Here is a 13,964-nt window from a genome sequence, read left to right as displayed (position 1 = left end):
GCACCCCTCCCCAACCCTCCCCTGCGCGTTGCGCAAGGGAGGGGGCCGTGCATGCAGCAAGTTGATGTCCGCCGCGACCTGCCCCCTCCCTTTGCCGAAGGCAAGGGGAGGGTTGGGGAGGGGTGCTGTTGCTGCTGCCTTTTGTCTTGCCTCGGTCTTCCGACCGGAAAGCTCAGCGGCTGGTCAATTTGATAGCGCTGAGTGGAGAGCAGGTGCGAAGGTGAAGGCCAAAGCCGAAGCTAGAGCCAAAGCCAAAGCACCTCTCCCCAACCCTCCCCTTCGCTGCGCGAAAGGGAGGGAGACCGTCACTGCACCTTGGTGATCACCGCACAGGCCAGGCGTGCGCCGGCGTTGCCGGTCGGCTGGGTCTTGTAGTCGTCCGGGTCGGCGTGGACGATCAGGCCGCGGCCGACGATATCGAAACCATCACCCACGCCGACATTGACGTTGCTCGCCACCGGGCCGTCGATATGCGCGTTGCCCTGCGCGTCGGCCTTGATGTTGGGCATGTCGCCGCCGTGATGCATCGCCGCGCTGATGCTGCCATGCTCGCTGCTGCCCGGATTGAAATGGCCGCCGGCGCTGGTGCCGTCCGGTGCGCTGCAATCGCCCTTCTCGTGGATGTGGAAGCCGTGTTCGCTGTCTGGCTTCAGGCCGGTGATATCGCCGCTGGCGCGCAGCTGGCCGTCAACCAGGCTGAAATTGATGGTGCCGGCGACCGTGCTGTCCTTGGTCGGCTGCAACTGTGCGGTTGCGATCGGCTTGGCCATTTCCGGCGGTGCCGCCGGGTCGGCAGCAGGCGCGGTTGCCGCCGGCGCTGCAACGGTATCGGCCGGTGCCGCATCGGGCTCTGCGCCCTTGTTGCAGGCGGTCAGCGCCAGGGCGCTGACGAGGAACAGGCTGGTGTGGATCAGTCGCATCTGGGTAACTCCCTTGCTGGTCTGGATCGAATCGGGATGGGCGGACGCAATGGGCCCGCTCAGCGCACCACGCGGATCACCGCGCAGGCGACACGCGCGCCGGCATTGCCGGCCGGTTGGCTGCGGTAATCGTCGGCCGACGCATGTACCACCAAGGCGCGCCCAGCGACGTCATTTGCAGCACCACCGCCGAGGGTAACGCCGCGAAGATGAACGTCCACGTTCGCCACGCCTTCAGCATTGGCCTGAAGATTGTCCATGTCACCGGCGTGGTGCGCGCCGGCACCGGCCCGGCCATGCTGCTGCATGGCCGGGTTGAAGTGACCGCCGGCGCTGCTCGCATCCATCGCGCTGCAGTCGCCCTTTTCATGCACATGGAAGGCCGCCTGCTGGCCGCGCGGCAAACCGCCGATCACCCCGGTGATATGCACACCACCGGCTTCCGGCACCAAGGCCAGACGGCCGCTGACCAGACTTGCCGAGGCCGGTGCCAGATTGGCTTCGGCCATCCTGGCGGTGCTGACCGTCGCCACCGGCGGCGGTGGCGGCTCGGGCTTGGTACGCGGGCTGGTGCCGCAGGCGGCAAGCAGCAAGGTGCTGGTGGCGGTGATCAGAAGCAGGCGCTGGCGCATGGGGAACTCCTTTGATTACGTGCCGACAAGGCTCACGGCCTGGCCTGGCAAGGTGTTGCTGTAAACAGGTCGTGCCAACGATGCCTGTTTGCGGCGCAGCGGTCGAGTGCGGGTTGCATTCAATCGGCTCCACCCAATACGGCAGTCGCACCCGCCCCCGCCGCTTCCACCTTCTGCAATGTGGCCCGAACATCGCGCAGCGCGCCTTCGTGCTGGTCACCATAGACTTCGCGCATGGCCGCCAGCGCCGCGCTGGCGTGCCGGTGGGCATTGATGCGTTCCCCCATTGCCAGTTCTGCCTCGGCCAAGCCACGCAGGACTTCCGCGGTGATGTGGTTGGCGCGGCCCAGGCTGCGATCTGCAATGGCAAGCAGGGCTTTCTGCTCGTCCCGCGATGCGCTGGCCTGTCCTGCTGCCAGCAGCCAGTTGGCGTGGTTGTGCCGTGCGACCACGGTGGATTGCGATTCCGGACCAAACCGGCGGGCGTTCCACTCCATGGTCGCGCGATAGTGTGGCCCCGCTTCCTGCACCTTGCCCTGTTCACGCAATGCGCTGCCCAACATGCCGCGCACACCGATGGGATAGCCGTTGTCTGGGCCATAGATGCGTTCGTAGGCGGACAGCAACTGCCGGAGCTCAGGCTCGGCACCGGCAAAATCGCGCATGCGCAGCCGTGTCGTCACCAGGTCACGTCGTGCCACCAGGGTCAGCGGATGATCCCGTCCGTTGATGCGTGTGCGCCGCTGCACCACGTCATCCATCAGGGCGATGGATTGGGCGTAATCACCGCTGGTGGACAGCAGGTTCGCATAGCGTTTGACCGCATCCAGTCGTTGCTGGTCATCCGCGGGGGCGATACGGATGAAGCCATCCAGCGCCTCCTTGGCCAGCGCCAGTGCTTCGGGCGCCTTTCCCTGCACGAAACGCACCCAGGACAGGCGTGACTGCATGTCGTAGGCCAGCCAGAGGTGAGCTGGATCGCCAGCACGCGCCCTGGCAATACCCTCATCCAATACCGCTTGCGCCTCGCTGTTCCTGTCGCTTGCCACATAGGCATCGCCCAGCACCTGCAATGCGCGCAGGCGTTGCAGCTCCATTACCCCGGGATGTTTGTCGGCCAGTTTGCGTATCGCTTCCAGGTGGTCGATGGCGCGCTCATATTCACCCAGCACGATCTGGTTGATGGCAATGATCAAGCGCATGTCCGCAAGCGTGTCCGGGTAGGCAGACAGATCCTGCGGTGCCCGCCGCGACGCATCGTCCAGTACCCGCAGCATCAAGGTCTTGTCCAGGTCCTCGGCCATGGCCGGGTCCATGCTGTCCAGCACCGATGCCAGAAAGCCGGAAGACACCTTGGCGCGCGCGGCTTCCTGGCGTGCTTCGCGCAGGGACCAGGCCGTGGCGACCAGGCCCGCCACCAGCACTGCGACGACAGCCGTTGCAGCCCCGACCATCAGCCGATTGCGGCGCACGAACTTGCGCAGCGACAGCAGGCCGGTGCGGCCTGCCGCCTGTGGCGGATAGTGGCGCAACCAACGACGCAGGTCTTCGAGCAACAATGATACCGACGCATAGCGCTCCGCTCGCTCGGTGCGCAGGGACTTGGTGGCAATCGCATCCAGGCCATCGCGCAATTCCCGCAGCAGCTGCGTCGGCTTGCTGCCGCGCGCGGCGGCAAGTTGCTGCTGCCGCTCCGGCGCGAGGCTGCGCAGGTGCTGGGATGGTGCCTGCAGCAAGGGCGCCTGCGGCCGCGCGCCGCAGGCCAGTTCGTAGAGGATCGCACCGAGTGAGTACACGTCGCTGCGCGCGTCGACATCACTGCCCGGCAGCGATTGCTCGGGGCTCATGTACCCCGGCGTGCCACCGCCGCCGCTGATCTCTGCACTCGCGGTTTCCATGGCGATGCCGAAATCGATGATCTTGGGCATCGCCTGCCCGTCAACGCTGCATACCAGCACATTGCCCGGCTTGAGGTCGCGATGGATCACGCCCTTCTGGTGTGCGTGCTGAACGCCTTCGGCGACCTTTACCAGCAATTCGATGCGTTCGCGCAGGCTCGATGCGTGCTGGTCGCACCAATCGGTGATGGCTTGGCCCTGGATGTATTCCATCACCAGGTAGGCGCGTCCCTCCGGGTCGATGCCGGCATCATGGATCTGCGCGATGGCTGGATGCTGCATCTGCGCCAGCAGCCGGCATTCGTACTCGAAATGCAGGTGACGACGTTCGCTCAATGCCTGCGAGCGCACCAGCTTCAGCGCGACCTCACGTTCATAGGCACCATCGGCGCGCTGCGCCAGATACACCTTGCCCATGCCGCCTGCGCCAATCATCCGCTGCACCGACCACGGCCCGAACCGGGTGCCTGCGGCGATGTCGGCCTCATCCACCTGCAGCAGCACTTCTGCCGCGCGTTGCAGTGGCTCGCGCAACCTTCGTGTCGCGTCCCCATCGGCAGCGAGCAACGCCAGCAGCTCCTGTCGCAACTCCGGGGCCTCGTCCGTCTGCGCATAGACGAAATCGATGCGTTCGCTTTCCGGAAGATCGGTCGCCTGGCTGAATAATTCGACCAGCCGGCGCCATGCCTCGGCACTCAACATGCGTCGGACCGCCGCGCCGGCAAGGCCAGCTGCTCATGGACCCGCGCGGGAGACGCCGCTGCAGCCCTGCAATGCACGCAGAAACAAGGGTTCATAAGCGCGTTCCCATCCGCCAACGCCACCGTCGGCTCCATGGGGAGCCGAGTATACATACCGCCCTTCGGCGGGCACCGAAGGAACTGGCACCTCAGCGGCGCCGGCTTGGCCCGAGTTTGCGGGTAACAGTGTTGCGCCCCAGTCCCAGCCGCGCTGCGGCGTCTGCACGGTGTCCGCCGGTAACGTCCAACGCCACCTCCAGCAGCACATTGTCCAGGCGCTCGCGTGCTTCGGCATGCAGGCCGTGGGCACCTTCGGCCAGACGCTGCCGCGCCCAGGCGGCCAGCGCGCGGTCCCAGTGCTGCGGCGCAACTGCCGCCGTGCTGGCTGCGGCGCGACCACCGCGGTTCAAGGCGGCCTGCACGTCCTCGGCCGATACGGTGTCGGCCACGGCCAGTGCTGCCAGCCGCCAGCAGACGTTTTCCAGCTCACGGACGTTGCCCGGCCATTGGTGCTCGCGCAGGGCTTTGACCGCGGCAACCGACAACCGCTTGGGCGGCATGTCGAGGCGGCGGGCGGCGTTGGCCAGGAAATTCTCGGCCAGCTGCGGCACATCGCCCAGGCGCTCGCGCAGGGGCGGCAGCAGCAGGCGCACCATGTCCAGGCGGTGCAGCAGGTCGGCGCGGAAGCGGCCTTGTTCGACCAGGGTTTCAAGATCCTGGTGGGTGGCCGCGACCACCCGCACGTCGACGCGGATCAGCTCGCGGCCGCCGACGCGGAAAAACTCGCCCTCGGCCAGTACGCGCAGCAACCGCGTCTGCAGGGCCAGCGGCATGTCGCCGATTTCATCCAGGAACAAGGTGCCGCCATCGGCCTGCTCGAAGCGGCCGATGTGGCGTTTGCTGGCACCGGTGAAGGCGCCGGCTTCGTGGCCGAACAACTCGCTTTCCAGCAGTTCGGCCGGGATCGCGGCGGTATTGAGGGCGACGAACGGCCCTTTGGCGCGCGGGGATTCGCGGTGCAGCGCATTGGCCACCAGCTCCTTGCCGGTGCCGGTCTCGCCGTTGATCAGTACCGACAGCGGCGCCTGCGCCAGACGGCCGATGGCGCGGAACAGCGCGCGCATGGCCGGGGTGTCGCCGATCAGCTGTGGCGGGCCTTCGTCCTTGTGTGCCGCTAGCGGCGCTGCAGCGATCGGCGCAGGCGCTTCCTCGGTCTCAGGCAGCGCGCGCCGCGCCAGCTCAACGGCATCATCGAGGTCAAACGGCTTGGACAGGAATTCATGCGCGCCGCCACGGAAGGCGCCGGCGGTGCTGGCGACATCGGTATAGGCCGACATCACGATCACCGGCAGTTGCGGGTGCGCGGCCTTGAGTTTGTCCAGCAATACCAGACCGTCATCACCGGGCATGCGCACGTCGGTGAACAGCAGGTCCGGCACCGGTTGCTGGGCCATCGCGGTCAAGGCAGCGGCCGCGCTGTCGAAACCCTCGACCGCATAGCCGGCATCGCGCAGGGCGGTGGTCAGTACGAAGCGCACCGAGCGGTCGTCATCCACCACCCATACCGTCGCGGCCTGCGTGGGCTTATGCATCAGCCACCTCCGCCGCTTCCTCGGCGGCCGGCAGCGGCAGCAACACGGTGAACACGGTATGGCCGGGGCGCGAGCGGTAGCTCAGCGTGCCGCGGTGTTCGCGCGCCACCTGCTGCGCCAGCGCCAGGCCCAGGCCGGTGCCTTCGGCGCGGCCGCTGACCAGCGGCAGGAACAGGTGCTCGGCCAGCTCTTCCGGCACGCCACGACCGTCGTCGGCCACCTCCAGGCGCAGGGCCAGCGCATAGGGCTGCTCGGCAATGCGCAGGCCGTGCTCGACACGGGTGCGCAGGGTGACGCTGGTGGCGCCGGCCTGGATGGCGTTGCGCACCAGGTTCAACAAGGCCTGGGTGAGACGGTCGGCGTCGCCGGGGAACTCGGGAATGCTGGGGTCGTAATCGCGCAGCAGGCGCACCGACCAGCCGGCTTCGTTCTCGACCAGGCGCAGCACCCGTTCCAGCGCGGCATGGATGTTCAACGGTGCATGCGGGCGTTGCGGTGCCGGCGACAGCAGTTGCTCCAGCAGGGTATTGAGGCGCTCGATCTCGGCGCCGATCAATTCGATCAGCTCGCGCTCGTCGGCATCGCGGCCGCTGGCGCGGCGCGCCAGCAGCTGGGCGGCGCCCTTGAGCCCGGCCAGCGGATTGCGCAGTTCATGGGCCAGGCCTTTCAGCGCCGCGCTGAAGGCGCCGGGCAGCACCTGCGCCGGATCGGCGCCCTGGAACTCGTCCACCGGGTGCGCTTCCAGCAGCCAGCCGCCCTGCTCCAGCGCGCTCAGCCAGCCATCGGCGAAGCGCGGTGCCTCGCCTGGCAGGGCCAGGGTCAACCGTGGCAGGCGGCTCATGTCGGTGGCCGGGTTGGCCAGGCGCTGCGCCAGCACCTCACCCTGCGCTTCCAGCGACACCAGCGGCTGGCCAAGCAGGCGCCGCACGCTGACCCCCAGCCAGCGGCAGAAGGCCGGGTTCGCCCCTTGGATACGGCCATCCGCGCCACACCAGACCAGTGGGGTGGCCAGCAATTCCGGGGTCGGCGAGAAATCGGCGTCGGTCATTGCACCAATATAGTGCAAAGCGGCCGCATCACTGCTTCTGCAACAGCAGGGAATGCAGGATGCGGGCGTCCTCGGCATCGAGCTCGGCCGGCAGCGTGTCGCTGCCGCGGAAGCGGCGGTGGAAGGCGCGTGCGGCGGCACCGCGGTCATCCAGCGCGTAGCCGAAGGCCTGCATCGCCATCCAGCTGTCAAAACCGGCCGGCGGCGGGCCGTGCTTCGGGTCTGGCCACAGGCCGAAACCGGCTTCGGCCAGCTGCTGCCACGGGAAATAGCGGCTGGGGTCGGCCTTGCGGGTCGGTGCCAGATCGGCGTGGCCGATGATCTGGCTGCGCGGGATGTTGAAGCGCGTGCACAGGTCCTCGAGCAGGCGCAGCAGGCTGGCGATCTGCGGTTCCGTGAAGGGGCTGCTGCCGTCGTTGTCGATCTCGATGCCGATCGAGGTGGAGTTGAGATCGGTGAAGCCGCCCCAGCGGCCACCACCGGCATGCCAGGCACGTTCGCCATCGGCCACCAGCTGATAGAGCTCACCATCGCTGCCGACCAGGTAGTGCGAGCTGACCTTGCCACCGCTGTTGGCACTGCGTAGCGTGTCCAGGCTCTGCTGCACCGAGTTCTGCTCGGTGTGGTGCAGCACGATCAGCACCGGTTGGCGGTCGTTGTAGTTCGGCGACGGCACCCAGTGCGCGAGCGGATTGCGCTCCGGTGTGGAGGTACAGGCGGTCAGCGTGGCCAACAGGGCGAGCGGCAGCAGCAGTCTGGTCTTCATGGCGGACATTGCACGTTGCCGGGCGCGGCATTGCAAGTGCATCCAGGCATGGCAAGGCGGATGCGTCGATGTGGACTGCATGCATTGGAGGGCCTGCTCAGGAAGTGGAGGCCGCGACCGCGTTCGGCTGCGGATGACTGGCCGTTGTGGCTAGGCTATGTAGACGAAGTGCTGTGATGTCTGCGGGAGCAACCATGCGTGATTCACTGAAACAGAAGATCGTTGCAGTCTGCGATGCGAAGATCGCGGCGAAGGGGCCGACGGTTGGGGTGTCGTTCTATGCGTTCTTCGCCAACCGCAATGACGACCCTGAGTTGTTGATGGAAGCGGCTACGTGGTGGATCTCGATCCATCGCCTGGATCATTTCGAGAAGGCTGAGAAGGTGAAGGCGCTGGTGCTGGCTGAGGGCTAGCGCCCATTGGGTTTCTTCGGTTTGGCTTCGACCGTACGGTGATGCTGCTTCGGCTTACCCTCTCCCCAACCCCTCTCCCGGAGGGATAGGGGCTTCAGAGCGGTAGTGCCGAGCCATGCTCGGCAGGGGCTTTCCCGGTAACGCCTCAAAAGCTGCCCTCACCCCAACCCCTCTCCCGCAGGCGGGAGAGGGGCTTCAAGGCTTAGGCCTCGTAGGCCGATTCGCCATGGGTGGTCACGTCCAGGCCGGTGCGTTCGGCCTCTTCGCTGACACGCAGGCCAACCAGCGCGCGGACCACCAGCAGGATGACGGCGGTGACGACGGCCGACCACAACACGGTGAAGCCCACGCTGACCACCTGCACCCACAGCTGGTGGCCGATATCCAGATCAACCTTGGTACCCCCCAGCGACTGCGCGCTGAACACGCCGGTGAGGAGGGCGCCCACAATGCCGCCCACGCCATGCACGCCGAACACGTCGGCAGTGTCGTCGGCCTTCAACAGCCGCTTCAAGCCGGTCACGCCCCAGACGCAGACCATGCCGGTGACGAAACCAATCACGATGGCGCCCAACGGTCCCACCGTGCCGCAGGCCGGGGTTACACCAACCAGCCCGGCAACCGCACCCGAGGCCGCGCCCAGTGCCGAGGGATGGCCCTTGGTGATCGCTTCCACCAGCGTCCAGCCCAGCACCGCGGCGGCAGTCGCCAACACGGTGTTGATGAAGGCCAGCGAGGCGACCGTATCAGCAGCCGCGGCGGACCCGGCGTTGAAGCCGAACCAGCCCACCCACAGCAGCATCGCGCCGATCCAGGTCAGCGGCAGGTTGTGCGGCTTCAACGCGGTCTGGCCATAGCCTAGGCGCTTGCCGACGAACCATGCGGCCACCAGGCCGGCAACACCGGCGTTGATGTGCACCACGGTGCCACCGGCAAAGTCGATCGCGCCCATCTCACCGAGATAGCCGCCACCCCAGACGATGTGCGCCATCGGGATGTAGCTCAGGGTGAACCACAGCGCGGAGAACAGCAGCACCGCGCGGAACTTGATGCGCTCGGCGAAGGCACCGACGATCAGTGCAGTGGTGATACCGGCGAAGGTCGACTGGAAGGCGACGAACAGCAAGTCCGGCAGGCCAGCGATCGGCGTATTGCCCACCGATTCCGGAGTGAAGCCCTTGAGGAAGGCGAACTGGGTGAACGAGCCAAAGAACTGGTTGCCGGCACTGAACACCGCGCTATAGCCATAGGCCACCCACAGCATCAGCACCAGCGAGAACACCACCAGCACCTGGCTGAGCACCGACAGCACGTTCTTGGCCCGCACCAGGCCGCCATAGAACAGCGCCAGGCCGGGTACCACCATCATCAAGACCAGCAAGGTGGCGGTGAGCATCCACGCCACGTCGCCCTTGTCGAAGCTGGGTGCGGCGTCTGCTTCAGTAGCAGGTGCGGCTGCGGCCTCTGCAGGCGCGGCTGCCACTTCAGTGGCGGTAGCAGGCGGCGCCTGCGTTTCTTGTGCCCATGCCGTGCTGGAAAACATACCCAGCAGCAGCGCGCTGAGCATGAAAGACAGGCACAGGCCTCCGAACCGGGTGTTCAACCCGGTGAAAAATTCCGTTCGCATTGTCGACTCCGGTTGTGGGGGTGGAACCTGCCAGCGACCCGTTGTCACCTGGCGGTCGCTGCCGCCGGAGGACGGGGCGGTGCGGTTCTTACAGCGCGTCTGCGCCTGTTTCGCCGGTGCGGATACGCACCACCTGCTCAAGCGCGGTAACGAAGATCTTGCCGTCACCAATCTTGCCGGTGCCGGCGGCGCCCTGCAGCGCTTCGATCACCGCCTCGACGTTGTCGTCGGTGACGGCGGTCTCGATGCGGATCTTGGGAAGGAAATCGACGACATATTCAGCGCCACGGTACAGCTCGGTGTGGCCTTTCTGCCGCCCAAAGCCCTTGACCTCGGTGACGGTGATGCCGGAAACGCCTGCGGCGCCGAGGGCTTCACGCACTTCGTCGAGCTTGAATGGGCGGATGATCGCGGAGATTAATTTCATGCGCATGTCCCGATATGGAGGAGACCGGCCTGCGGCTGCGGGCCGGCATCGTGTCTTCCACCGGCCGCTGTGCGGCCGCTGGCTGTTGCGCCGAACGCATCATGGGCCTGGCTGTTGCCACCGGCCGTATTGCCGGCTGCCACAACCACGCGGGAGGGAGGACTGGCCCATGCCGCGCGCTCGGATTCTCTTGCCCCTGCAGGTGTGTTGCCGGCTGCTGCATACCTTTGTGCTCCCCAGCAACAAAGGCGGCGGCGATGACGCAGATGGGAGGGGGAGGGTCCACGCCACCGCCGCCTAATAACAGCCAGTAACTGCACCTGGTGTTGCCGGCGGCCAGCACGCTGTACTGGCCGCCGTTACATCAGCTTGCGTAGTACAGCTGGTATTCCAGCGGATGGGTCGCCGCGCGGAACGCGGTGACTTCCTTCATCTTCAACGCGATGTAGGCATCGATGAAGTCGTCGCTCATCACGCCACCGGCCTTGAGGAACTCGCGGTCCTTGTCCAGTGCTTCCAGTGCCTGGTCCAGCGAGGAGCAGACCTGCGGGATCAGCTTCTCTTCTTCCGGCGGCAGGTCGTACAGATCCTTGTCGCTCGGTGCACCCGGGTCGATCTGGTTCTTGATGCCGTCCAGGCCGGCCATCATCAGCGCGGTGAAGGTCAGGTAGCCGGACTGGATCGGATCCGGGAAGCGCATTTCGATGCGACGTGCCTTCGGGTTGGACACCCACGGAATGCGGCACGAGGCCGAACGGTTGCGGGCCGAGTAAGCCAGCATCACCGGTGCTTCGAAGCCCGGCACCAGGCGCTTGTAGCTGTTGGTACCGGAGTTGGCGAAGGCGTTGATCGCACGGGCGTGCTTGAAGATGCCGCCGATGTACCACAGCGCCATCTGGCTCAGGCCACCATAGCCGTCACCGGAGAACAGGTTGGCGCCGCCCTTGGCCAGCGACTGGTGCACGTGCATGCCGCTGCCGTTGTCGCCGACCAGCGGCTTGGGCATGAAAGTCACGGTCTTGCCGTTGCGGTGGGCAACGTTCTTGATGACGTGCTTCATGCGCTGCAGTTCATCGGCCTTGGTGACCAGGGTGTTGAACTTGGCACCGATCTCGCACTGGCCGGCATTGGCCACTTCGTGGTGGTGCACTTCGACTTCGATGCCGACCTTTTCCAGCACCTTGCACATCTCGGCGCGGATATCGTGCAGCGAGTCGGTCGGCGGCACCGGGAAGTAGCCGCCCTTCACGGTCGGGCGGTAGCCGCTGTTGGTGCCGTCGTAGCTCTTGCCGGTATTCCAGGAGCCTTCCTCGGAGTTGATCTTGAAGAAGGTGTGGCCCATGTCGTTGGCGAACTGGACCGAATCGAAGATGAAGAATTCCGGCTCCGGGCCGAAGAAGGCCAGGTCGGCGATACCCGAGGACTTCAGGTACGACTCGGCGCGCTTGGCGATGCCGCGCGGGCAGCGGCCGTAGCCCTGCATGGTGGCCGGGTCCAGCACGTCACAGGTCAGCACCAGGGTCGGGTCGGCGTAGAACGGATCCAGGTAGGCGCTGTCGGCGTCCGGCATCAGCACCATGTCCGACTCGGCGATGCCCTTCCAACCGGCGATGGAGCTGCCATCGAACATCTTGCCTTCCTCGAACAGCGACGGCTCGATGATCGAGACCGGGAAGGTCACGTGCTGCTCGATGCCACGCATGTCGACGAAACGCAGGTCGATGAACTCGATCTGGTTGTCCTTGATCAGCTTCTCAACGTTTTCCAGGGACATCGGGTGAAACCTCGGATGGGTGGTGATGTGCAGGAATAAAAGCAAATGACGTGCCAACTTTTGTATCGCAATAAGTTATTGTTTTCATTGATATCAATGCAGCGCTGCGGGCGGCCTTGAGCACCATTTTGGTGCTGATTTCATTCAATGCACCATTCAGGTGCGCAACACGCAATGCTCTATGCTGTGCCCGCCTTTCCCATACCAACCCTCATGTCCGACCTGCTCTCCGCCCTGTTGCTGGGCATTCTTGAAGGCCTCACCGAATTTCTCCCTATTTCCAGTACCGGCCATCTGCTGATCGCCCAGCATTGGCTGGGCGCACGCTCGGACTTCTTCAACATCGTCATCCAGGCCGGCGCGATCCTCGCGGTGCTGCTGGCGTTCCGGCAGCGGCTGTGGTCGTTGGCCACCGGCTTGAACCAGCGTGAGAACCGCGACTACGTGATGAAGCTGGGCGTGGCCTTCCTGGTCACCGCCGTGGTCGGCCTGCCGGTGCGCCTGGCCGGCTGGGAACTGCCCGAAACCGTCACCCCGGTGGCGTGGGCGCTGGTCATCGGCGGCGTCTGGATGCTGATCGCCGAGCGTTTTGCCGGACGCCTGCCGGACAGCGACACGGTGACCTGGAAGGTTGCCGTCGCCGTTGGCCTGGCGCAGGTGGTGGCCGGCGTCTTCCCCGGCACCTCGCGCTCGGCCGCGGCCATCTTCCTGGCCCTGCTGCTGGGCCTGACCCGCCGCGCCGCAGCCGCCGAGTTCGTGTTCCTGGTCGGCATTCCCACCATGTTCGCCGCCAGTGGCTACGCCTTGCTGGAAATGTTCAAGAAAGGCCAGCTGGGCAATGAAAACTGGGCCGACGTAGGCGTAGCCTTTGTGGCAGCGGCAATCACCGGTTTCATCGTGGTGAAGTGGCTGCTGAGCTATATCAAACGCCGCCCCTTCACCGGCTTTGCGCTATACCGCATCGCATTGGGCTTCGGCCTGCTGTTGTTTTTGCCTGCTGGCAACTGAACGTGCAGTCGCAAGTGCAACCCCGACAAACGGCCATGGCCGTTTGACGTTCTGACTTTTCCAACGCACCACAAGGAGTTCACCATGAAGCGCATTCTTCTGTTGGCACTGCCCATCGCCCTCATGACCGCCTGCAGCAATCCGCCGGCCAGCACCAAGAGCGAAACCGCAGCGACCCCCGACACCAGCACCGCCGCTCCTGCCGCGAACCTCGACACCACCCAGCTGGCTGCAAACCACTGGCTGCTGGACAACGCCGTGGACGCCAGCGGCAAGCGCATCGACGGCCTGTTCGTGCAGGCTGACAAGCCGCTGACCCTGGATTTCAAGGACAACCGCCTGTCGGTCAGCAATGCCTGCAACAACATCGGTGGCGGCTACACCCTGGAAGCCGGCGCGCTGACGGTTGGCAACCTGATGTCCACCAACAAGGCCTGCCAGGGCCCGCTGATGGCGCTCGATGGCCTGATCAGCGAGCGTCTGCAGGGCAAGCTGAGCGTGCGTGCACTGGATGCATCGGCGATGACCCTGGTCACCGAAAAGGGTGACGTGCTCAGCTTCCGCGCCGAGCCGACCGCTGAAACCCGCTACGGTGGCCCGGGCGAAACCGTGTTCCTGGAAGTCGAGCCGCAGACCAAGCCCTGCCCGCACCCGCTGATGAAGGACGCCACCTGCCTGCAGGTGCGTGAGGTGAAGTACAACGAGCAGGGCCTGGAACAGGGCAAGCGCGGTGAGTTCACCAACTTCTACGGCAACATCGAGGGCTACACCCACGAGCCGGGCGTCCGCAACGTGCTGCGCCTGAAGCGCTATGAGATCAAGAACCCGCCGGCTGACGCACCGTCGCAGGCCTATGTGCTGGACATGGTGGTGATGTCGGAAATGGCCAAATAAGCCATCGCCGTTGAACAAGCAGAAAGGGCGCCTTGCGGCGCCCTTTCTGTTTTGTAGAGCCGAGCCATGCTCGGCTGGGAAAGCTTCATCTGTAGAGCCGAGCCATGCTCGGCTGGGAAAGCTTCATCTGTAGAGCCGAGCCATGCTCGGCTGGGAAAGCTTCATCTGTAGAGCCGAGCCATGCTCGGCTGGGGCATTACCAGGAAACCCCCTGCGGAGCATGGC

The 13,964-nt window shown here is 65.5% G+C and carries 13 protein-coding genes; 3 read left to right on the top strand and 10 right to left on the bottom strand.

Features of this window, described 5'->3' with window-relative positions; genetic code table 11:
- Positions 1-305: 305 nt before the first annotated feature.
- The 6 genes from ACVOLQ_RS16205 to ACVOLQ_RS16180 form a co-directional block, all read right to left on the bottom strand.
- Positions 306-920 (bottom strand): superoxide dismutase family protein, encoded by a 615-nt coding sequence (locus tag ACVOLQ_RS16205; protein WP_481528639.1) that lies wholly within the window; start codon positions 918-920, stop codon positions 306-308.
- A gap of 59 nt (positions 921-979) precedes the next feature.
- Positions 980-1,552 carry a superoxide dismutase family protein gene (locus tag ACVOLQ_RS16200; RefSeq protein WP_313173922.1) on the bottom strand — a complete coding sequence of 191 codons (573 nt, stop codon included), beginning with the start codon at positions 1,550-1,552 and terminating at the stop codon, positions 980-982.
- Between the two features lie 119 nt (positions 1,553-1,671).
- Positions 1,672-4,152 (bottom strand): serine/threonine-protein kinase, encoded by a 2,481-nt coding sequence (locus tag ACVOLQ_RS16195; RefSeq protein WP_481528638.1) that lies wholly within the window; start codon positions 4,150-4,152, stop codon positions 1,672-1,674.
- A 187-nt stretch (positions 4,153-4,339) separates the two neighbouring features.
- Positions 4,340-5,782, bottom strand: coding sequence for a nitrogen regulation protein NR(I) (ntrC, locus tag ACVOLQ_RS16190; protein ID WP_481528637.1), 1,443 nt, complete (start codon positions 5,780-5,782; stop codon positions 4,340-4,342).
- Positions 5,775-6,830, bottom strand: a complete 1,056-nt coding sequence (locus ACVOLQ_RS16185; protein ID WP_312916425.1) for a two-component system sensor histidine kinase NtrB — start codon at positions 6,828-6,830, stop codon at positions 5,775-5,777. Before ACVOLQ_RS16185 ends, ntrC begins: the two co-directional genes overlap by 8 nt.
- A 28-nt stretch (positions 6,831-6,858) precedes the next feature.
- Entirely contained in the window at positions 6,859-7,596 is a 738-nt protein-coding gene (locus ACVOLQ_RS16180) for an N-acetylmuramoyl-L-alanine amidase (RefSeq protein WP_481528636.1), read from the bottom strand.
- A 194-nt stretch (positions 7,597-7,790) separates the two neighbouring features.
- Between ACVOLQ_RS16180 and ACVOLQ_RS16175 the strand changes: the two genes are divergently transcribed.
- Complete coding sequence (locus tag ACVOLQ_RS16175; RefSeq protein WP_312916429.1) at positions 7,791-8,009, top strand: DUF6500 family protein; 219 nt, start codon at positions 7,791-7,793, stop codon at positions 8,007-8,009.
- A 202-nt stretch (positions 8,010-8,211) separates the two neighbouring features.
- On the opposite strand, the gene ACVOLQ_RS16170 is transcribed toward ACVOLQ_RS16175, so the two are convergent.
- The 4 genes from ACVOLQ_RS16170 to ACVOLQ_RS16155 all read right to left on the bottom strand — a co-directional run bounded on the left by ACVOLQ_RS16170 (position 8,212) and on the right by ACVOLQ_RS16155 (position 11,985).
- Positions 8,212-9,636 carry an ammonium transporter gene (locus ACVOLQ_RS16170; protein ID WP_481528635.1) on the bottom strand — a complete coding sequence of 475 codons (1,425 nt, stop codon included), beginning with the start codon at positions 9,634-9,636 and terminating at the stop codon, positions 8,212-8,214.
- 88 nt (positions 9,637-9,724) lie between these two features.
- On the bottom strand, positions 9,725-10,063 hold the full coding sequence (locus tag ACVOLQ_RS16165; protein ID WP_057627937.1) for a P-II family nitrogen regulator: 339 nt from the start codon (positions 10,061-10,063) through the stop codon (positions 9,725-9,727).
- Positions 10,064-10,427: 364 nt separating this feature from the next.
- On the bottom strand, positions 10,428-11,837 hold the full coding sequence (glnA, locus tag ACVOLQ_RS16160; RefSeq protein ID WP_313493472.1) for a type I glutamate--ammonia ligase: 1,410 nt from the start codon (positions 11,835-11,837) through the stop codon (positions 10,428-10,430).
- Positions 11,818-11,985, bottom strand: a complete 168-nt coding sequence (locus ACVOLQ_RS16155) for a hypothetical protein (RefSeq protein WP_481528634.1) — start codon at positions 11,983-11,985, stop codon at positions 11,818-11,820. The genes glnA and ACVOLQ_RS16155 overlap by 20 nt, the downstream gene beginning before the upstream one ends.
- A gap of 65 nt (positions 11,986-12,050) precedes the next feature.
- Between ACVOLQ_RS16155 and ACVOLQ_RS16150 the strand changes: the two genes are divergently transcribed.
- Positions 12,051-12,845: an undecaprenyl-diphosphate phosphatase gene (locus ACVOLQ_RS16150; RefSeq protein ID WP_313173914.1), complete on the top strand. Its 795-nt coding sequence runs from the start codon at positions 12,051-12,053 to the stop codon at positions 12,843-12,845.
- Positions 12,846-12,929: 84 nt separating this feature from the next.
- Positions 12,930-13,739 carry a DUF4377 domain-containing protein gene (locus tag ACVOLQ_RS16145; protein ID WP_313173913.1) on the top strand — a complete coding sequence of 270 codons (810 nt, stop codon included), beginning with the start codon at positions 12,930-12,932 and terminating at the stop codon, positions 13,737-13,739.
- Positions 13,740-13,964: the final 225 nt, after the last annotated feature.

The sequence above is a fragment of the Stenotrophomonas sp. STEN031 genome (assembly GCF_056759975.1).
Note: the sequence above shows the minus strand (reverse complement) of the source record. Positions and strands in the feature narration are given on the sequence as shown.

Bases quoted from the DNA above. Each gene is read 5' to 3' on its own strand.
- ACVOLQ_RS16145 (WP_313173913.1), top strand. From the start codon at position 12,930: ATGAAGCGCATTCTTCTGTTGGCACTGCCCATCGCCCTCATGACCGCC.
- ACVOLQ_RS16175 (WP_312916429.1), top strand. From the start codon at position 7,791: ATGCGTGATTCACTGAAACAGAAGATCGTTGCAGTCTGCGATGCGAAG.
- ACVOLQ_RS16200 (WP_313173922.1), bottom strand. From the start codon at position 1,552: ATGCGCCAGCGCCTGCTTCTGATCACCGCCACCAGCACCTTGCTGCTT.
- ACVOLQ_RS16205 (WP_481528639.1), bottom strand. From the start codon at position 920: ATGCGACTGATCCACACCAGCCTGTTCCTCGTCAGCGCCCTGGCGCTG.
- ntrC (WP_481528637.1), bottom strand. From the start codon at position 5,782: ATGCATAAGCCCACGCAGGCCGCGACGGTATGGGTGGTGGATGACGAC.
- glnA (WP_313493472.1), bottom strand. From the start codon at position 11,837: ATGTCCCTGGAAAACGTTGAGAAGCTGATCAAGGACAACCAGATCGAG.
- ACVOLQ_RS16180 (WP_481528636.1), bottom strand. From the start codon at position 7,596: ATGAAGACCAGACTGCTGCTGCCGCTCGCCCTGTTGGCCACGCTGACC.
- ACVOLQ_RS16165 (WP_057627937.1), bottom strand. From the start codon at position 10,063: ATGAAATTAATCTCCGCGATCATCCGCCCATTCAAGCTCGACGAAGTG.
- ACVOLQ_RS16195 (WP_481528638.1), bottom strand. From the start codon at position 4,152: ATGTTGAGTGCCGAGGCATGGCGCCGGCTGGTCGAATTATTCAGCCAG.
- ACVOLQ_RS16185 (WP_312916425.1), bottom strand. From the start codon at position 6,830: ATGACCGACGCCGATTTCTCGCCGACCCCGGAATTGCTGGCCACCCCA.
- ACVOLQ_RS16170 (WP_481528635.1), bottom strand. From the start codon at position 9,636: ATGCGAACGGAATTTTTCACCGGGTTGAACACCCGGTTCGGAGGCCTG.
- ACVOLQ_RS16150 (WP_313173914.1), top strand. From the start codon at position 12,051: ATGTCCGACCTGCTCTCCGCCCTGTTGCTGGGCATTCTTGAAGGCCTC.